General features: G+C 65.3%; 16 protein-coding genes and 1 other RNA gene. 14 read left to right on the top strand and 3 right to left on the bottom strand.

Annotated features, from left to right (window positions below; all coding sequences use genetic code 11):
- The first annotated feature begins 30 nt into the window (after positions 1 to 30).
- Positions 31 to 234 carry a hypothetical protein gene (locus tag AB4Z00_RS16710; RefSeq protein WP_132263258.1) on the top strand — a complete coding sequence of 68 codons (204 nt, stop codon included), beginning with the start codon at positions 31 to 33 and terminating at the stop codon, positions 232 to 234.
- Positions 235 to 328: 94 nt separating this feature from the next.
- Here AB4Z00_RS16710 and AB4Z00_RS16705 read toward each other — a convergent pair whose 3' ends face one another.
- Positions 329 to 631, bottom strand: coding sequence for a chorismate mutase (locus AB4Z00_RS16705; protein WP_132263256.1), 303 nt, complete (start codon positions 629 to 631; stop codon positions 329 to 331).
- A 108-nt stretch (positions 632 to 739) separates the two neighbouring features.
- Here AB4Z00_RS16705 and AB4Z00_RS16700 point away from each other — a divergent pair, with 108 nt between their 5' ends.
- The 4 genes from AB4Z00_RS16700 (at position 740) to AB4Z00_RS16685 (ending at position 4,903) form a co-directional block, all read left to right on the top strand.
- Positions 740 to 1,756 carry a polyprenyl synthetase family protein gene (locus AB4Z00_RS16700; RefSeq protein WP_442046641.1) on the top strand — a complete coding sequence of 339 codons (1,017 nt, stop codon included), beginning with the start codon at positions 740 to 742 and terminating at the stop codon, positions 1,754 to 1,756.
- Positions 1,757 to 2,145: 389 nt separating this feature from the next.
- Complete coding sequence (locus tag AB4Z00_RS16695; RefSeq protein ID WP_442046640.1) at positions 2,146 to 2,886, top strand: hypothetical protein; 741 nt, start codon at positions 2,146 to 2,148, stop codon at positions 2,884 to 2,886.
- Between the two features lie 29 nt (positions 2,887 to 2,915).
- A complete protein-coding gene (locus tag AB4Z00_RS16690) occupies positions 2,916 to 3,989 on the top strand; it encodes a linear amide C-N hydrolase (RefSeq protein ID WP_442046639.1) in 1,074 nt (357 codons plus the stop codon).
- A gap of 149 nt (positions 3,990 to 4,138) precedes the next feature.
- Positions 4,139 to 4,903 carry a hypothetical protein gene (locus tag AB4Z00_RS16685; protein WP_207912816.1) on the top strand — a complete coding sequence of 255 codons (765 nt, stop codon included), beginning with the start codon at positions 4,139 to 4,141 and terminating at the stop codon, positions 4,901 to 4,903.
- A 61-nt stretch (positions 4,904 to 4,964) separates the two neighbouring features.
- Here AB4Z00_RS16685 and AB4Z00_RS16680 read toward each other — a convergent pair whose 3' ends face one another.
- Positions 4,965 to 6,911 carry a putative bifunctional diguanylate cyclase/phosphodiesterase gene (locus tag AB4Z00_RS16680; RefSeq protein WP_243654077.1) on the bottom strand — a complete coding sequence of 649 codons (1,947 nt, stop codon included), beginning with the start codon at positions 6,909 to 6,911 and terminating at the stop codon, positions 4,965 to 4,967.
- Between the two features lie 141 nt (positions 6,912 to 7,052).
- On the opposite strand from AB4Z00_RS16680, the gene hrpB reads away from it, so the two are divergent.
- The 7 genes from hrpB to AB4Z00_RS16645 all read left to right on the top strand — a co-directional run bounded on the left by hrpB (position 7,053) and on the right by AB4Z00_RS16645 (position 16,458).
- A complete protein-coding gene (gene hrpB, locus AB4Z00_RS16675; protein ID WP_442046638.1) occupies positions 7,053 to 9,521 on the top strand; it encodes an ATP-dependent helicase HrpB in 2,469 nt (822 codons plus the stop codon).
- 45 nt (positions 9,522 to 9,566) lie between these two features.
- Entirely contained in the window at positions 9,567 to 9,845 is a 279-nt protein-coding gene (locus AB4Z00_RS16670) for an ETC complex I subunit (protein ID WP_134093082.1), read from the top strand.
- A 180-nt stretch (positions 9,846 to 10,025) separates the two neighbouring features.
- Positions 10,026 to 10,120: signal recognition particle sRNA small type (gene ffs, locus AB4Z00_RS16665), an RNA gene on the top strand.
- Positions 10,121 to 10,248: 128 nt separating this feature from the next.
- On the top strand, positions 10,249 to 12,219 hold the full coding sequence (locus tag AB4Z00_RS16660; protein ID WP_442046637.1) for a DNA polymerase III subunit gamma/tau: 1,971 nt from the start codon (positions 10,249 to 10,251) through the stop codon (positions 12,217 to 12,219).
- A 1-nt stretch (position 12,220) separates the two neighbouring features.
- A complete protein-coding gene (locus AB4Z00_RS16655; protein ID WP_132263246.1) occupies positions 12,221 to 12,556 on the top strand; it encodes a YbaB/EbfC family nucleoid-associated protein in 336 nt (111 codons plus the stop codon).
- A 292-nt stretch (positions 12,557 to 12,848) separates the two neighbouring features.
- The gene (gene lon / locus AB4Z00_RS16650; protein WP_132263245.1) at positions 12,849 to 15,251 is read left to right on the top strand and encodes an endopeptidase La; all 2,403 of its coding nucleotides are present in this window, start codon (positions 12,849 to 12,851) and stop codon (positions 15,249 to 15,251) included.
- Between the two features lie 181 nt (positions 15,252 to 15,432).
- A complete protein-coding gene (locus AB4Z00_RS16645) occupies positions 15,433 to 16,458 on the top strand; it encodes an aspartate-semialdehyde dehydrogenase (RefSeq protein ID WP_132263243.1) in 1,026 nt (341 codons plus the stop codon).
- Between the two features lie 111 nt (positions 16,459 to 16,569).
- On the opposite strand, the gene AB4Z00_RS16640 is transcribed toward AB4Z00_RS16645, so the two are convergent.
- Positions 16,570 to 16,806 carry a hypothetical protein gene (locus AB4Z00_RS16640; protein ID WP_442046636.1) on the bottom strand — a complete coding sequence of 79 codons (237 nt, stop codon included), beginning with the start codon at positions 16,804 to 16,806 and terminating at the stop codon, positions 16,570 to 16,572.
- Positions 16,807 to 16,877: 71 nt separating this feature from the next.
- Here AB4Z00_RS16640 and AB4Z00_RS16635 point away from each other — a divergent pair, with 71 nt between their 5' ends.
- Both AB4Z00_RS16635 and AB4Z00_RS16630 read left to right on the top strand, forming a co-directional pair.
- Positions 16,878 to 17,321, top strand: coding sequence for a GFA family protein (locus tag AB4Z00_RS16635; RefSeq protein WP_442046635.1), 444 nt, complete (start codon positions 16,878 to 16,880; stop codon positions 17,319 to 17,321).
- On the top strand, positions 17,322 to 18,083 hold the full coding sequence (locus AB4Z00_RS16630; RefSeq protein WP_442046634.1) for an alpha/beta fold hydrolase: 762 nt from the start codon (positions 17,322 to 17,324) through the stop codon (positions 18,081 to 18,083).
- Positions 18,084 to 18,185: the final 102 nt, after the last annotated feature.

Genomic DNA, 18,185 nt, shown 5'->3' with positions numbered 1-18,185 from the left:
GGCGCGGTTTACCAGATCAAGGACCTTTTCATGACCGATTCCATCAACCTGTCGCTGTCGTCGGACGAGATCGAAATCATCGTCGACGCCCTCGAAGCCGATCTCGAAGGCTATGTCGAAGCTGCCAAGGAAGCGCGCGGCAACAACAACCGCGAGGACGTGGCGACCTTCACCGAAGCGGCCACGCGTATCCAGACGCTGATGTCGAAGCTTCAGGATCTGGTGGAAGACTGACCTTCCAGGCCAGCTTTTCCGTCAGGAGCTGCCGTCCCGGGCCATCCCGGGACGACGGCTCCCTATACGGATCCGATTCCCTGAAAGCCTGGGCTCAGGCCTGGTTCTTCGCGCGCTCGTGGTGGCGGATCACTTCGTCGATGATGAAGCGGATGAACTTCTCGCCGAAATCGGGGTCGAGATGGGCATCTTCCGCCAGCTTGCGCAGACGCACGATCTGGCGTTCCTCGCGGCCGGGGTCGGAGGCGGGAAGGTCGTTCTTCGCCTTGTAGGCGCCTACCGCCTGGGTGATCCGGAAGCGTTCCGCCAACATGTGGATCAGAGCGGCGTCGATATTGTCGATGCTCGCACGGAAACCGGCGAGTACGAGGTCGGCTGCGGGAGTGTCCTGGGTCATCGCGTGGTCCGCTAGCACGGGTTCGCCGCCTCTTCCAGTCGGGGCGTTCGACCGTCCCGTGGCATTCGCTCTTGCGTTACGGACGCCGAACGCGCAATGCGCGGGTCGATGAGTGCCGATGTCATTCCCCTGCGCGCACGCGGGTCGCAGCCTACCCTCGCTCCCATGCTGGCGCTCACCGCTCCCGGCATGAACAGCGTCAACGCCGTCATTCTGGACCGGATRCAGAGCGAGATTCCGCTCATCCCGGCGCTTGCCGGGCATCTGATCTCGGGCGGTGGCAAGCGCATGCGCCCGATGCTGATGGTCGCGGCGGCGGAGCTGTGCGGCTATCAAGGGACCCGCCATCACAAGCTGGCCGCGGCCGTGGAATTCCTTCATACCGCCACGCTGCTTCATGACGATGTCGTCGACGGTTCGGACATGCGCCGCGGCAAGGCCGCCGCCAATATCGTCTTCGGCAATCCCGCGACGGTTCTGGTGGGCGATTTCCTGTTCACGCGCGCCTTCGAATTGATGGTGGAAGACGGCAGCCTCAAGGTCCTCAAGATCTTCTCCAAGGCCAGCTCGATCATTGCCGAGGGCGAGGTCGATCAGTTGACCGCCCAGCGCCGGATCGAGACGAGCGAGGAGCACTACCTCCAGATCATCGGTTCCAAGACCGCTGCGCTCTTCGCCGCCGCCACGCGCATTCCGGCGATCGTTGCCGAAAAGAACGAGGCGGAGGAGCACGCGCTCGACGCCTACGGCCGCAATCTCGGCATCGCGTTCCAACTGGTCGACGACGCCATCGACTACGATTCGGAAGCCTCCGAATCGGGCAAGGACAAGGGTGACGATTTCCGCGAGGGCAAGATGACCCTGCCGGTGATCCTGGCCTATGCGCGCGGCAATGCGGAGGAACGCAAGTTCTGGGAAGACGCCATCGCCGGTTTCCGCACCGAGGATGAGGACCTGGCCCACGCCGTGGAACTCATCAACCGCCACGGCTGCGTGGAGGCGACGCGGGAACGCGCGCGTCTCTATGCCCAGCGGGCCATCGATTCGCTCTCGATCTTCCCCGCCGGCGCGGCGCGGGAGGCCATGTGCGAAGCGGTCGAGTTCGCGGTGGCGCGCCGCTACTGAGCCTGGGGCTTTTTCATCTTCGTTAACGGACGCCGGGCAGCATCTGTCCGGCGTTTTCGTATGTGCCCTGCCGATAGTTATCGTTGGCGTAACCTTAATGTCGCTGGAAATCTTGCGACGAGGCTGCCGGGTAAATGAGTAAAGCGTCGATCTATTAGGTTGATACTATAGGACAATGGCTATAGGTTCGCGGCGTTACGAGTTCCTGCCTCGGGAGATCGTCGTTGGTTCGAAGTGGTCGATCCTCATTTCGGTTCCTTCTCGCGGGCATCCTGCTTTGTGGGCTTGCCGGACTTTCCGAGGCGAGGGCGCAAGGTGCTCCGGATGATGCCTCTGGCGGTCAGGCCGGCGTCGTTTCTGTCGATACCGTCGATGAAGAGCGGGTGCAGATGCCCCCTCCGGCCGGACGCGGCGGCACCGGCTGGACGCTGATCGTCAGTCCTTATGTCTGGGGCGCTTCCATTGGCGGCGACCTTGGCCTGGCCGGGTTGCAGACACAGGCGCATTTGCCCTTCGGCGATATCTTCCACCATCTCGACCTTGCGGCCATGGGGACCGTCGAAGCGGTGAACGGCCGCTGGGGCGGATATCTCGATGCCCAGCATGTGAAGACCTCGCAGACCGAGCAGGTGCTCTCGCTGCCCGTGGATCTCAGCATCCGCACCACGCGCGTGGCGGGCGGGCTCTACTACAAGGCCTGGATCGTTCCGCTTCCTGGCGAGACGGCCTTCGGCAATCCCCGGAACGTCTCTTTCGAACCGACCGTGGGCCTGCGCTGGACCGACCTGAAGGCCAGCGCCGCCGTCGCGCCCCTGGCCCTGCAGACGGCGAAAGGGGCGAACTGGGTCGATCCCTTCGTGGGTCTGCGCATGAATGCCGATCTCTCGCGGCGCTGGAATCTGTTCGCCCAAGCCGACGTGGGCGGCTTCGGCGCCGGCTCCGACATCAGCGTCAATGCTGTCGCCATGCTGGGGTACCGCACGCATGTCTTCGGGCAGCGCACGATCCTGCGGGCAGGCTACCGGCTCATTTACGAGGATTACGACCAGCCCGATTTCACCGGGCGCGGCAAGTTCGTCTGGGACATGCAGCAACGCGGCCCGCTGATGGGACTGTCGATGCTCTTCTGATTGCTCCGTTGCCACGAGGAGAATTGCCGATGCGCATGACGACCACATTCGGGCGGGCGCTTTGCGCGCTGGCCTTGCCGGGCCTGCTGACCGCGGGTGTCGCCGCCGATGCCTGCACGCGGGCAGTCTATCTGGGGCCGAACGACAACGTCATCACGGCCCGCTCGATGGACTGGAAGAGCGACATCGTCTCCAACTTGTGGATCCTGCCGCGGGGCATGGCGCGGACCGGCGAGGCAGGGGCCAATTCCATCAAGTGGACTTCGAAATACGGCAGCGTCGTCGTCAGCGGCTATGACGTCTCCAGCACGGACGGCGTCAACGAGAAAGGGCTCAACGCCAACATGCTCTGGCTGGTCGAATCGGAATATCCGCATTTCGATGGCAAGGGTAAGCCGGGGCTGACGATCGCGGCCTGGGCGCAATATGCGCTCGACAACTTCGCGACCGTTGCCGAGGCCGTGGCGGCGTTCGAAAAGGAGCCTTTCACGGTCGTCACCGACAGTGTGCCGGGCGAGAACCGCCTGACGACCGTGCACCTCTCCATGTCGGACGCCACGGGAGACAGCGCCATCGTCGAATATATCGGCGGCAAGCAGGTGATCCACCACGGTCGCCAGTTCCAGGTCATGACCAATTCGCCGACGTACGACGAGCAACTGGCACTCAATACCTACTGGAAAGGCATCGGCGGCACGACCATGCTGCCGGGCACTAACCGCGCGGCCGATCGCTTCGCGCGAGCTTCCTTCTATATCAACGCCATTCCCAAGGAGCCGGACCCCAACAAGGCGCTCGCCGCGGTGTTCAGCGTGATCCGCAATGCCTCGGTGCCTTATGGCATCAACACGCCGGAAGAACCGAACATCTCATCCACCCGCTGGCGCATCGTCTTCGATCACAAGCGGCAGCTGTACTTCTTCGAATCGGCTTTGACGCCCAACACCTTCTGGGTCGACCTGAAGAAGATCGATTTCTCGAAGGAGACGGGCAAAGTGAAGAAGCTCGATCTCGGTCCAGATCAGGATCACACCTTCTCGGGCGAGGCGAACAAGGACTTCGTCGACCATGCACCGTTCCGGTTCCTGGGTTTGACGGGCTGAATTTCCGCTATTTTCAGGGATGTTGGGCGGTGGCGGGACCCCGGCATCGCTCGCACGGTGGGCTTTTCGCGCAACAGTCCACCGTGCAATGAAGTTGCAATAAGGCCGCAATTGCGGTGGCAGGGGAAGCACCCTATTCAGGCCGCGTCATGCCCTCCGAATCCGAGCAGGCGCCGTCGGGTTATCAACCCGGCTCGCCGCGCCAACGCCTCGTATCATCGTTCCTCTCTGCGGGGCTGATCCTTCTTGCGCTGTTGCTGGCCATCTACCAGACGGGCCTCGTTCCCGAACTTGCGAAGAAGACGACCGCGCTGACCACGTTCGACGTCGTCGACCATGATCGAGACAAGGGCGGGGACAAACCGGCCCAGCCCAAGCAGCGCGAGGAAAAGAAGGTCGAGCAGAAGCAGCAGGCCGCGGTGGTGCAGGAAAAAGTGCCGACGCCACCTGTCGAAACGCCGGTGGAGAAGAAACCGGCTTTCACCTTCCTCAAGATGTCGAGCCAGGACTTCGCCGCGGCGGATATCGGCAAGATGAAGGGGCAGGGGCTGGCGCAGGGTGCTCCGGCACCGGGCGGTTCGGGCGGGACTTACGGCCCCGGCGAAGGCCCTGGCGGCGCGACGCTCTACAACGCGGATTGGTTCCGCCGACCCACCGATGCGCAGCTTGGCGGGTACTTGCCGGAAAAGCGGCCCAATACCGGCTGGGGCATGATCGCCTGCCAGACCATGGAACATTACAAGGTCGACAATTGCCAGATCCTGGGCGAATCGCCGCGCGGCTCTGGCTTCGGCCGGGCGGTGCTCAATGCGGCGTGGCAGTTCGAGGTTCTTCCGCCGCGCATCAACGGCAAGCCGCAACTGGGGACCTGGGTGCGCATCCGCATCGACTACGGGACCAAGAGCGACATCTGAACGGGCCGCGAAAGCGGATGGCGGACTGAACCGGACCTAGCCGCCCGGCCAAGCCGCCCGGTCAGGCCATGTGCCAGGTCTTGGAAGAGGTCTCAATCCGGGCCAGCATATCATCCAGCGACATGGGCCGGGCGATGTGGAAGCCCTGGGCCAGCGAGAACCCGGCGATCCGGGCGCTGAGGAGCTGGTCTTCGGTCTCGATCCCTTCGATCACGCATTCCAGCGAGAGCGCGCGCGCAAGGTTACGGATTGCCGAGATCAGGCGGCGGCCCACGGTCTCGTCGAGCCGGGGCGCGAAGCTGCGGTCGATCTTGACCATGTCGAGCGGCAACTGGTGCAGCGAAGAAAGGCTCGAATAGCCGGTGCCGAAGTCGTCCAGCGCAATCCGGGCGCCGGTGGCGCGCAGGCGCTCCAGGACGATACGAGCGGTGTCGAGTTCGGCGATCAGAGTCGTCTCGGTGATTTCGAAGAGCAGGCGACGGGCGTCGCTGCCGCTCGTTTCGATCCGTTCCAGCAAAGTGCCGATCGTCTCGGCGTCCGAAATGTCGTGGCCCGACAAGTTGAACGAGACCGAGATGGGGTGCGGCAGGCGGGCCAGGGTATCGAGCGCATGATCGAACAGGGTCGCCGTCACTTCGCGGGCACGGCCCACGCGTTCGGCCGCGGCGATCATCATTTCCGGCGCGATCACGCCCAGCGTGGGCGAGGTCCAGCGGGCGAGGCATTCGAAGCCGACTGGCTGGTTGCTTTCGGTGGCGATGATCGGCTGATAGGCGACCGAGAGTTCGCGCGAGAGGTCCGCGCTCTGCATCGCCGCATCGAGTGCCTGCTCGGAGCGGATCAGGGTTTCCAGGTGATCGGAAAAGCGCACGCACTGGCCGCGCCGGTGATTCTTGGCATGGTAGAGCGCAAAGTCGGCGCGGTCGTAAAGCGAATGCGCGGTGCGCGCGCTTTCCGGATAGATCGCAATTCCCGCCGATCCGCCGACAGCCATCGTCACTTCGCCGATCCGGGCCGGGCTGCGGATGGCGGCGCAGAACTTCTGCGCGATCGCCTCCGCCTCGTCGGGGCCGCCGGGCACGATGAAGCCGAATTCGTCGCCGCCGAGGCGGGCGATCGTCACGCTGGGATCGCACTGCGCAATGAGGCGCGTGCCGATGACCTGGAGCAGCCGGTCGCCCTGGGCATGGCCATAAGTATCGTTGACGGGCTTGAAGCGGTCCAGATCTATCAGGCCGACGCAGAAGACCCTGTCTTCGCCGCTTTCCAGCAGGTTTTCGAGTGTGGCGAAGAAATAGCGGCGGTTGGGCAGGCCGGTAAGCGCGTCGGTCTGCGCCAGCCGGGCGTTCTCGTCACCCAGCGCCTGAGCCTGCCGGCGTTCGGCGCGCAAGTCGCGCTGGGCGACCTCCAGTTCGACGAACGAATCGTACGTGTCGCGCAGGATCTTGAGGATCACGGCCGCCACCAGCGCGATGTTGATCGCCACGGCGGTGAGCGTCGCCGAACCCGTCGTCACGCAATAGACGAGGAACATGCCCAGTGCCGTCAGGCAGATCAGCAGGGCGGCGGTGGGTAGGAACGTCAGGCAGAACACGCAGCCGAGCACGGTGACGGACACGAAAACCGCGACATGGCCATGCTCGTAAGGGCCGCCGTAACGGTCGAGGCAGAGCGACCAGACGGCGAAAGCCATGGCGAAGACCAGCGCCAGCCAGATCGCCCGGCGCATGCGCCGCAGCGCGACATCCGCTTCCAGATCGCGCTGGCCGATGGGGCGCAGCCATACCAGCATGCGAATCAGGCAGCAGGCGATGAGGACGGCGGGGATCGTAAGGGTGAGAAATCCGGGAGCCAGCGCACGATGCGTATAGGCCAGGATGGCCGCATTGACCGACAAGAGTCCGTAGAGCGGCGGGATTCGTTCGCGCAGACGCAAGTACTGCGCCACGGGCAAGGGGTAATGCCCGGCGCGGTGCATCTTGTATTCGATTACATTGGCGTCAGGCAAAACGTGAACTCCTGAGAGTTTTGCTTAGGTATGATTCCTTGATGAAGAGTAGACGTCTTCAACAATTTCATCCGTTTCGGATCCGGGTCCAGCGAGGCTGGAGCCTTTCCCGCTCCCGCCACGCGCACTAAGGAGTCGTGCGTGAGCGACCTTCCCATCCAAGCCGTATTGCCCGAAGTCCTGTCCGCATTGCGTGACGGTCCTCACGCTGTGCTGATAGCGCCGCCGGGCGCCGGCAAGACGACCGCACTGGCTCCGGCACTGCTGGCGGAGCCCTGGTGCACGGGCACGGTGATCCTGCTTTCGCCGCGCCGCGTGGCTGCCCGTGCCGCGGCCGAGCGCATGGCCGAGCAACTGGGCGAGAAGGCCGGGGAGACGATCGGCTACGTCACCCGTCTCGATGTGAAGCGCTCCGCCCGGACGCGAGTCGTGGTCATGACCGAGGCGATTTTCGTGGCCACCATCGTATCCGATCCGGAGCTGTCCGGCGTCTCTGCGGTGTTGTTCGATGAGGCCCACGAGCGGCATCTCGACAGCGACCTCGGCCTCGCACTCGCCATCGAATCGAGCCAGGTGCTGCGCGAGGATCTGCGCATCGTCGTCATGTCGGCGACGATCGACGGCGCGCGTTTTTCACGCTTGCTGGGCGGAAATGCGCCGGTGATCGAAAGTGCGGGCAAGGCGTGGCCGCTGGCGATCCGCTGGCTGGGCGGGTCGCCCGACCAGCGGATCGAAGATGCCATGACGTCCGCCGTGCTCACCGCATGGCGCGAGCAGGAGGGGGACATTCTTGCCTTCCTCCCCGGCGTGCGGGACATCGACCGGGTGGCGGAGCGGCTGGCGGAACGCCTGCCGGCCGCGCTCGTCCTGCCTCTGCATGGCCAATGCGAGCCGGCAGCCCAGCGCGCGGCGATCCGCCGCGATTCGCAGGGACGCCGCCGGATCGTGCTTTCCACGGCGATTGCAGAAACTTCGCTGACGCTCGAGGGCGTTTCCGTGGTCGTCGACAGCGGCCTGTCGCGCCGGGCTGAATTCGACAAGGCCGCCGGTGTCACCCGGCTGGCGACTCACCGCGCAAGTCGCGCTTCCGCCGCCCAGCGCGCGGGCCGCGCGGCGCGACAGGGGCCGGGTACGGCCTACCGGCTGTGGGAAGAGGCGGCACATCCCGGGCGTCCCGAATTCGATCCGCCGGAGATGCTCACCAGCGACCTGGCGCCGCTGACCCTGTCGCTGGCCCAATGGGGTGCCGGCGATCCGGCGGCAATGGCCTGGCTCGATCCGCCGCCGCCGCCCGCTCTGGATGCCGCGCGGCGGCAACTGGCCGCCCTTGGCGCGCTGGACGGAGACGACCGGATCACGGCTTTCGGCCGCAAGGTTGCGGCACTGCCCATGGACCCCGCGCAGGCGGCGATGATCCTTCATGCCGCCGAGCGCGGCGCGGCCCCCGTCGCGGCCCGGCTTGCCCTGCTGCTGCAGGAGCGTGGGCTGGGTGGTCGCAGCGAGGATCTGGCGCAGCGCCTCTCGCGCTGGGATGGCGATCGTTCGCCGCGGGCGGAAGCGTCTCGCAAGCTTGCGGCGGGCTGGGCGCGCCGGGCCCGCGCGCTGATCGCGGGGGAGGACGAAAGGCAGGACGTGACTCCCGGCGTTCTGCTGGCGCTGGGGCGGCCGGACATGGTTGCGCGCCGCCGCGATACGAGTGGTGAGAACTGGCTCTCCGCCGGGGGCAGGGGCTACGTGCTCGACCCGGCCTCGCCGCTGGCCTCGCGCGAATGGCTGGTGATCGGCGACGCCCAAGGCCAGGCCAAAGGCGCGCGGATCCTGTCCGGCGCATCGCTGGAGGCGACGGACGTGGAGCAGGGCCTGACCGACCGGATCGAGCGCCGCTCCGTCCTGCGCTGGAACGAGGCCGAGGGGCGGGTGGAGGCGCGGCTCGAACGGCGGCTGGGCGCGATCACGCTGGCCAGCGGCCCCGATCCGGCGCCCGATCCGGTGGCCATCGCCGCGTTCCTGCTCGAACGGGTGCGGGATAAGGGGCTCGACCTCGTGCCTTTCGGCAAGGGCACGCTCTCGCTGCTGCGGCGGGCGCGCTACGCGGGGATCGCGGCGCTTTCCGAGCAGGCCCTGCTGGCCGATCTCGACGCATGGCTGGGGCCTCTGCTCGGACGGCGGCTCGATGCGATCGACAAGGGCGCTCTGGCCGAATCACTGCGCAATCGCCTGGCCTGGGACGACCAGCAAGCGCTGGAGAAGCTGGCTCCTCCCGAGTTCCGCAGTCCGGCGGGAAGCACGCATGCCATCGATTACGAGGACGAGGGCGGCCCAAGCGTGGAAGTGCGGGTTCAGGCCCTGTTCGGCCTCGACCGCCACCCCACGTTCGGCCAGCCGCCGCAGCCGCTCCTTCTCAAGCTGACGTCTCCTGCCGGCCGTCCGATCCAGACAACCCGCGATTTGCCGGGATTCTGGCGCGGATCCTGGCGCGATGTGCAGCGCGACATGAAGGGACGATATCCCCGACATCGCTGGCCCGACGCGCCCTGGACCGAGGATCCCAGCCTCAAGACGCGCAACGCATTCGAGAGGTCAAAAGGAGAAGCATTCGGGAAGACGTGATTTGCGCTTGATTCTCTCCCTGATTCGGAGGCAAAGCGCTCGGCCATGAGTGCACGCATCTATCAGCGCCCGAAGAACGCCATGCAGTCCGGCAAGGCACTGCTGGACCAGTGGGTCCTCGAGTTCGCCCCTTCCGAAGCGAAGAAGCCCGATCCCCTGATGGGGTGGGCCGGTTCCGGCGACATGCAGCAGCAGGTCACGCTGAGGTTCCCGGACCTGGAAGAGGCCAAGGCCTATGCCGCGCGCTACGGTATCGAGGCCGAAGTGCACAGCACCCCGCCGCGCCGCCTCAAGATCCAGGCTTACGCCGACAACTTCCGCTGATCCGCTGCGCTGCGGCGCACGTTTCTGAGCAAATCGGCCCGCGTTTCCGGCAAGGATACGCGGGCCGCTGCCGTTATGGCGTCGGCACGGCTCGCCGCCGTCATGGCCCGCACGAAGCCCCTGTTGAAAAGCCCGACAATCCGGGCTGGACAAACCGGGCGCGTCTCTCCATATGCCCGCCCGGGAGTCGGGTGGACGTTTGCGTTCGCCAACCTGGTCAGGTCCGGAAGGAAGCAGCCACAACGGATAGCGGCGGGTCGCCCGGCTCCTTCAGCCCACATCATGCAACATGATTGCCGGACCCGCCGATGCCCAGCGCTTCGGTTGGGGCATTCGGCTCTGGGCTGTGGAGCAAATTGCTTTTCCCCTGACATTCCCGTCCCCAGTCCCTAGTTTACGCGCGATGGACGATTCACGCGACATGTTCGGCGATACCCCCCCTTGGGACGACAAGGAGGAGGAGGCGCCCGCACCGACCCAGGCCGAGCTGGAACAGGCCGGTCAGGCGTCGATGTTCGGCGAGCCCGAATCCGGGCCTGATGCCGCGCCTGTCGCATCGACGCCGGCCCCGGCGGAAGCGAAGCCTGAGGCTGCGGTGTCCAAGCCTGTCGCCAAAGCCGAGCCGGCCCAGGCCGAACCGGTCCAGGCGGAACCGGCCAAGCCCGAATCCGGCAAGCCCGCGGCCGCTCCGGCGCAGCCCTACCGGGTGCTGGCGCGCAAGTATCGTCCGCAGACTTTCGCCGAACTGATCGGTCAGGAAGCCATGGTCCAGACCCTGGCCAACGCCATCAAGCGCGACCGGCTGGCCCATGCCTTCCTGATGACCGGCGTGCGCGGGGTGGGCAAAACGTCCACCGCGCGGCTGATCGCAAAGGCGCTCAACTGCATCGGCCCGGACGGGCAGGGCGGCCCGACCATCGATCCCTGCGGCCAGTGCGAGCCCTGCCTGGCGATTGCCGAGGGTCGCCATATCGACGTGATCGAGATGGATGCCGCCTCGCATACGGGTGTCGACGACGTGCGCGAGATCATCGAGGCCGTGCGCTATGCCGCGGTTTCGGCGCGCTACAAGATCTACATCATCGACGAAGTCCACATGCTTTCCCGCAACGCTTTCAATGCCTTGCTGAAGACGCTTGAGGAACCGCCGGCCCACGTGAAGTTCCTTTTCGCGACCACCGAAGTGGACAAGCTGCCGGTCACGGTGCTGTCTCGCTGCCAGCGCTTCGACTTGCGCCGTATCCCGGCGCCGATGCTGGCCGCGCATTTCGCCCGGGTCTGCGGCCTGGAGGGCGTGGAAGCCGAGGACGAGGCGCTGGCCATGGTCGCCGCCGCCGCCGAAGGTTCGGTGCGTGACGGGCTCTCGATCCTCGACCAGGCCATCGCCCATGCCGATCTCGACGGCGAGGGGCAGGTCCTGGCCGAGAAGGTGCGCGACATGCTCGGCCTTTCGGACAAGAGCGTGCAGCGCGGCCTCGTCACCGCGATTCTCGACGGCAAGGGCGGCGAGCTGCTCGAACTCGTGGCGCGCCAGTTCTCGCTGGGCGTCGAGCCGATCGCGATCATGCGCGGGCTGATGACACTGGTTCACCGCATCGCCGTGGCGCAAGTCGCCGGCGGCGCGCACGATGCCCATTCGGCCGAAGAGCGCGAGGCGATCGAGGGCTGGGCGAAGTCGCTCAAGGCCGGGCAGGTCCATCGCATCTGGCAGCTCCTGCTCAAGGGGCACGAGGAAGTGAAATCCGCGCCCGATCCGCTGGTCGCCGCGCAAATGGCGCTGCTGCGGATCCTGCATGCCTCGGACATGCCGGACCCGGGCTCGCTGGTGAAGAAGCTGGAAGAACTGGCCGCGCGGGCCCCCGCTGCCGCGCCGGTGCCTGTCGCTTCCGGTGCGCCGGAAACAGGCGGCGCTGGGGGCGAGGGCATGGCACAGGCCGCTCCCGTCCCGGCCGCGCCTGCCCCGGCGCCCAGTGTGGAGATGATCGCGCGCCGCTGGGAAGAGCTGATCGACGATGTCGAGCATATGGGCGAGCTTTCCAGCGCTAATACCATGCGCATGCAGGTGCGGGTAGTCGAGCTGGGCGCCAGCCTGCTGCGCTTCTCGCAGCCGCCCGGCTTCAGCGAAGACATCACCGGCATCCTGCGCGCCTGCCTGACCAAGGCCACCGGCGAGCGCTGGGAGGTCTACAAGGTCGGCGAGCAGGGCGCGCCCACGCTGGTGGAGCAGGCCGAGGCGAAGAAGAACGCGGAAAGCGATGCCGTGAACCGGCATCCGTTGATCCTGGCCGCCAAGGCCGCTTTCCCGCAAGCCGAAGTTATCGAAGATGATCGTCCGATTGCCGTTGGCGGCGGCGGACGGAACTGGAGACATTGAAATGAAGTCGATGGAAGAGATGCTCAAGGCGGCCCAGCAGGCGGCCGAGACCATCCAGAAGCAGATGGACGAAGCGCAGACCAAGCTGGACGCGATGGAAGTCGAAGGACTTTCGGGCGGCGGACTGGTCAAGATCCGCTGCTCGGCCAAGGGCCGCGTGATCGGCGTGTCGATCGACGACAGCCTGATGCAGCCGGGTGAAAAGCAGATCCTCGAAGACCTGATCGCCGCTGCCTACAATGACGCGCGCGTCAAGGCGGACTCGGTCGCCGGTGAGGAACTGGCCAAGGCCCAGCAGGGCATGGGCCTGCCGCCCGGCTTCAAGATGCCGTTCTGATCCATGCGATGCCTTCCTGCGCCCGCTGGTCCACGCCGCCACAGGCGAGCGAGCGCAGGCGCAGGAACCGCGATTTCCACCAGGGTTGACGAAACTCCGGCTGAATCACGCTATATTGGATCAGGGGCCCGGTGTTTTCTATGAACCGGGATCTAGGGAAGGGTGAAGTGGTGCGGTTAGCGCTTCCACAGTCTTTCGGCGTCAATCCCATTGCGTGAGGCGCCAGAGACCCCATATCGTCCCGCGAAGGCCGGGGGGCTCACAGCCTACCCGCGTGTGTGTTGAAATGGATATGACCTTGAACCTGCTTCCCCTGCTTCCCTTGCGCGACATCGTCGTGTTCCCCGGCATGGTCGTGCCGCTTTTCGTCGGACGCGAGAAATCGGTGGCCGCGCTCGAAGCGGCGATGGCGGGTGAAAAGGATATCTTCCTCCTCGCGCAGCTCGATCCCGGTTGCGACGATCCCGACCGCGACGATCTTTACGACACCGGCGTGATCGCCAGCGTCCTCCAGCTGCTCAAGCTGCCGGACGGCACCGTGCGCGTCCTCGTCGAAGGACAGGAACGCGCGAAGCTGGAAACGCTGCGCTCCGAGCAGTCCGCCGAGGGCGAGATGCTGGTCGCGCAAGTCGAGCGCGTGGAGCAGGTCGAAGCCGACGGCACCGAAACCGCCGCGATGATGCGTTCGGTGGTCGAGCAGTTCGGCGAATATGCGAAGCTCAACAAGAAGCTTTCGCAGGATGCCGGCGACCAGCTCGGTGACATCGAGGACGCGGCCAAGCTGGCCGACACCATCGCCGCGCAGCTTTCCGCCAAAGTGGGCGATAAGCAGGCCGTGCTGTCCGAGCCGGACCCGCTCAAGCGCCTGGAAATGGTCTTCTCCTTCATGGAAGGCGAACTCGGCGTCCTGCAGGTCGAGCGCAAGATCCGTGGCCGCGTGAAGCGGCAGATGGAAAAGACCCAGCGCGAATATTACCTCAACGAGCAGCTGAAGGCGATCCAGTCGGAACTCGGCGGCGGCGACGGCGAGGAAGCGAACGAACTTCAGGAGCTTCAGGAGCGCATCGAAAGCACGCGTCTCTCGAAGGAAGCGCGTGAAAAGGCCACGGGCGAGCTGAAGAAGCTGCGCTCGATGCAGCCGATGAGCGCCGAAGCCACGGTCATCCGCAATTACCTCGACGTGCTCCTGGGCCTGCCCTGGGGCAAGAAGAGCAAGCTGAAGCGTGACATTTCCTCCGCGCAGGAAATCCTGGACGCCGATCACTACGCGCTGGACAAGGTCAAGGATCGCATCGTCGAGTACCTGGCCGTGCAGGCGCGTACCAACAAGCTGAAGGGTCCGATCCTGTGCCTCGTCGGCCCGCCGGGTGTCGGCAAGACCTCGCTGGGCAAGTCGATCGCCAAGGCGACCGGCCGCGAATTCATCCGCCAATCGCTGGGCGGCGTGCGCGACGAAGCCGAAATTCGGGGACACCGTCGCACGTACATCGGCTCGCTGCCGGGCAAGATCGTCACCAACCTCAAGAAGGCCGGCAAGTCGAACCCGCTCTTCCTGCTCGACGAGATCGACAAGCTGGGCCAGGATTTCCGCGGCGATCCCGCCTCGGCGCTGCTCGAAGTGCTGGATCCGGAGCAGAACTCGAAGTTCCAGGACCACTACCTGGAACTGGACATCGACCTTTCGGACGTGATGTTCGTCTGCACCGCGAACAGCCTGAACCTGCCGCAGCCGCTGCTCGACCGCATGGAGATCATCCGCCTCGAAGGCTATACCGAGGACGAGAAGGTCGAGATCGCCGAGCGTCACCTCGTGCGCAAGCAGGTCGAGGCGCATGGGCTGAAGAAGGGTGAGTTCACGCTGACCCAGGAAGGCCTGCGCGACCTGATCCGCTACTACACCCGCGAGGCGGGCGTCCGCACGCTGGAGCGCGAGATCGCCAAGCTGGCGCGCAAGTCGCTGCGCCAGATCCTGGAAGGCAAGGCGAGCGAAGTCACGATCACGCCGGAAAATCTCTCCGACTTCGCGGGCGTGCGCAAGTTCCGCCACGGCGTGGGCGAGGAAGAGCATCAGGTGGGCGCCGTCACCGGCCTTGCCTGGACCGAGGTGGGCGGCGAACTGCTGACCATCGAAAGCGTGACCGTGCCTGGCAAGGGCCAGATCAAGGCGACCGGCAAGCTCGGCGACGTGATGAGCGAGTCGATCCAGGCCGCCTTCAGCTTCGTGAAGGCGCGCTCGCCCGCTTACGGCATCAAGCCTTCGACGATCCAGAAGAAGGACATCCACATCCACCTGCCCGAAGGCGCGGTGCCCAAGGATGGTCCCTCGGCCGGTATCGGCATGGTGACCTCGATCGTCTCGACGCTCAGCGGCGTGCCGGTTCGCAAGGACGTGGCCATGACCGGCGAGGTTACTTTGCGCGGGCGTGTGCTGCCGATTGGCGGGCTCAAGGAAAAGCTCCTGGCCGCCCTGCGCGGCGGCATCACCACGGTGCTGATCCCGGAGGAGAACCGCAAGGACCTGGCGGAGATCCCCGAGAACGTGAAACAGGGGCTGGACATCATTCCGGTCGCGCATGTCGACGAAGTGCTCGCCCGGGCGCTGACCGAGCCGCTCGAGGCCATCGAGTGGACCGAGGCGGACGAACTGGCAGCAGCGCCTTCGCAAACGCCGGCGCCGTCTGCCACCGCGCACTGATAGGCTGCGGGACATCCTTTTCATGTCTGAAGAGGGTGTCCCGCGGTAATTTTCGGTTAAACAGATGGGCCTGAAAGAAAGTCTTTTGCGTGACGGCGCTTGTCAGGAGCGTAGTCACCCTGTAACGGCCCCCGTTCCTGCCGCGCATCTTGCCGCAGGATTTTGCTAGAAGGATCTTGAAATGGGTTACCGGGTTGCCGTCGTCGGCGCGACCGGAAATGTCGGCCGCGAAATGCTCAACATCCTCGCCGAGCGCGAATTCCCCTGCGACGAAATCGCAGCGGTGGCTTCGTCGCGTTCGACCGGGACCGAGATTGAATTCGGCGAAACCGGCAAAATGCTCAAAGTAAAGAACATCGAGCATTTCGATTTCACCGGCTGGGACATCGCTCTCTTCGCCGCCGGATCCGGCCCGACCGCGATCCACGCCCCGCGCGCTGCCGCGCAGGGCTGCGTCGTGATCGACAACTCGTCGCTCTACCGCATGGAGCCGGACATTCCGCTGGTGGTGCCGGAAGTGAACCCGGACGCGATCGACGGCTACAAGGCGCGCAACATCATCGCCAACCCCAACTGCTCGACCGCGCAGATGGTGGTGGCGCTGAAGCCGCTGCACGACAAGGCGAAGATCAAGCGCGTCATCGTCTCGACCTACCAGTCGGTTTCCGGCGCGGGCAAGGAAGGCATGGACGAGCTGTTCGAGCAGAGCCGCGCAATCTTCGTGGGCGACCAGGTCGAGGCGAAGAAGTTCACCAAGCAGATCGCCTTCAACGTGATCCCGCACATCGACGTTTTCCTGGACGATGGTTCGACCAAGGAAGAATGGAAGATGGTCGTGGAAACCAAGAAGATCCTCGATCCCAAGATCAAGGTTCAGGCCACGTGCGTGCGCGTGCCGGTCTTCGTGGGCCACTCGGAATCGCTCAACATCGAGTTCGAGGAAGAAATCTCGGCGATCGAAGCCCAGGACATCCTGCGTGAAGCGCCGGGCGTGATGCTCGTCGACAAGCGCGAGGACGGCGGATACGTCACCCCGGTGGAAGCCGTGGGCGATGGCGCCACCTACATCAGCCGCGTTCGCGAGGACTCGACCGTGGACAACGGCCTGGCGCTGTGGTGCGTCTCCGACAACTTGCGCAAGGGCGCCGCCCTCAACGCGGTGCAGATCGCCGAACTGCTGGGCCGCCGTCACCTCAAGAAGGGCTGACGCGGCGGGCTTCGGCCCGAATCGATAAAAAAAGGGCCTGCGGAGCATTCGCTTCGCAGGCCCTTTTTCTATTGGCAGCTCAAGTATTCTGCCTTCCCCGGGGGCGACGGGTCAGCCCTCGGTCTCGTCCGATCTTGCCGCGCCGGCCTTCATCTCGGCATAGGCGGCCTCGCGCGCTTCGCCTTCCAGCGTGAGGAGATAGCCCGAGGCTTCCTTGTAGGTGAGGAACGGCAGGCCGTCGGCAACGATCGGCTCGGTGCGGCTGTTGTAGATTCGTTTCAGCAGGCGTCGCTGCGGCCTGCTCAGCGGCGGGTTTTCGCCTGCCGGTTGCGCGTCGGTGGTTTCCATGCAGCGCTCTATCACGCCCCGGTTTGCAACGGCAATGGCGCGGGCGTGTTCGACGGGTTAGTCTGGCGCCCATGACCCGATCCATGACCGGCGGCTGCCAGTGCGGCCRCATTCGCTACGAGGCCCAGGTCGAGAACGACGAGGCCTATCTTTGCCACTGCCGCTATTGCCAGAAGGCGACGGGCGGCTTTGCGGCGGCGTTCGTGCAAGTGGCGAAGGCCCGTGTCGCCTGGGGGCATGAACCGGACTGGTATCAAAGCTCGGCCATCGCTCGCCGGCCGTTCTGTTCGCACTGCGGAACGCCGCTCGGCTTCGACTTCATCGAGAGCAGCGGCAATATGGACCTGACACTTGGCAGCTTCGACGATCCCGGTTTCTTCCGCCCGACCACGCATTCCGGCTGCGAAAGCTTGCATCCTGCGTGGCTCGATACCAAGGACTTGCCGAGACATTACAGCGCGGAGACGGAAAGCGTCGCCTCGCGCTGGAAGGCGGCAGGACTGGAGGTTCCCTAAGTGAGCGATCTGCGCAAGGAAGTCATCGAAGGTTACGCAGGCACCGATCTGGCCGTGCACGTCACGGGCGACACGGGCGCGCGGCCGTTGCTGCTGCTCCACGGCCTGTTTTCCAGCGCCGACGTGAACTGGATCAAGTACGGCAACGCGAAGATCCTTGCCGATGCCGGGTTCGAGGTCTTCATGCCCGACCTTCGCGCTCACGGCCAGAGCGGCGCGCCGCACGACCCGGCGGCCTATCCCGCCGACGTGCTGGTTGAGGACCTGAAGCTGGTGATAGCGGCGCTCGGCCTTGCCGACTACGACCTCGGCGGTTTCTCGCTCGGCGCGCGAACGGCGGTGCGCGGCGTCCTGGCGGGGCTCGCTCCCCGTAAGCTGATCCTGGGCGGCATGGGCCTGACCGGCCTGTCCGGCTGGGCACGGCGCAGCGCGCACTTCGTGGATGCCATCGACCGTTTCGGCACCATCGAGCGCGGCGACAAGGCTTTCGTCGCGCAGGCCTTCATGAAGTCGATGAAGATCGACCGCGTTGCCGCGCGGCTGCTGCTGGGTTCGGTCGACGATACGGGGGCGGATGCGATCGCGCGGATCACCATGCCCACGCTCTGCGTCTGCGGCGGGGAAGACCACGACAACGGTTCCGCGCGGGAACTGGCAGAGGCGCTGCCGCAAGGCGAGTATGTCGAGACGCCGGGCAATCACATGTCCTCGGTGACGTTCAAGGATATGGGGCGGGCTATGGCGGCGTTTCTGCTCGATTGAACCTCGTCATTGCGAGGAGGCGAAGCCGACGCGGCAATCCAGAGCGGCGCGGGACTGCCCTGGATTGCTTCGCTACGCTCGCAATGACGAAGTGAGGGAAGG

The organism is Novosphingobium sp. YAF33 (assembly GCF_052113265.1).
Classification (GTDB): domain Bacteria; phylum Pseudomonadota; class Alphaproteobacteria; order Sphingomonadales; family Sphingomonadaceae; genus Novosphingobium.
Note: the sequence above shows the minus strand (reverse complement) of the source record. Positions and strands in the feature narration are given on the sequence as shown.

Coding starts and splice junctions, on each gene's coding strand:
- AB4Z00_RS16710 (WP_132263258.1), top strand. CDS start 31: ATGACCGATTCCATCAACCTGTCGCTGTCGTCGGACGAGATCGAAATC.
- AB4Z00_RS16705 (WP_132263256.1), bottom strand. CDS start 631: ATGACCCAGGACACTCCCGCAGCCGACCTCGTACTCGCCGGTTTCCGT.
- AB4Z00_RS16695 (WP_442046640.1), top strand. CDS start 2,146: ATGCCCCCTCCGGCCGGACGCGGCGGCACCGGCTGGACGCTGATCGTC.
- AB4Z00_RS16690 (WP_442046639.1), top strand. CDS start 2,916: ATGCGCATGACGACCACATTCGGGCGGGCGCTTTGCGCGCTGGCCTTG.
- AB4Z00_RS16685 (WP_207912816.1), top strand. CDS start 4,139: ATGCCCTCCGAATCCGAGCAGGCGCCGTCGGGTTATCAACCCGGCTCG.
- AB4Z00_RS16670 (WP_134093082.1), top strand. CDS start 9,567: ATGAGTGCACGCATCTATCAGCGCCCGAAGAACGCCATGCAGTCCGGC.
- AB4Z00_RS16660 (WP_442046637.1), top strand. CDS start 10,249: ATGGACGATTCACGCGACATGTTCGGCGATACCCCCCCTTGGGACGAC.
- AB4Z00_RS16655 (WP_132263246.1), top strand. CDS start 12,221: ATGAAGTCGATGGAAGAGATGCTCAAGGCGGCCCAGCAGGCGGCCGAG.
- lon (WP_132263245.1), top strand. CDS start 12,849: ATGACCTTGAACCTGCTTCCCCTGCTTCCCTTGCGCGACATCGTCGTG.
- AB4Z00_RS16645 (WP_132263243.1), top strand. CDS start 15,433: ATGGGTTACCGGGTTGCCGTCGTCGGCGCGACCGGAAATGTCGGCCGC.
- AB4Z00_RS16640 (WP_442046636.1), bottom strand. CDS start 16,806: ATGGAAACCACCGACGCGCAACCGGCAGGCGAAAACCCGCCGCTGAGC.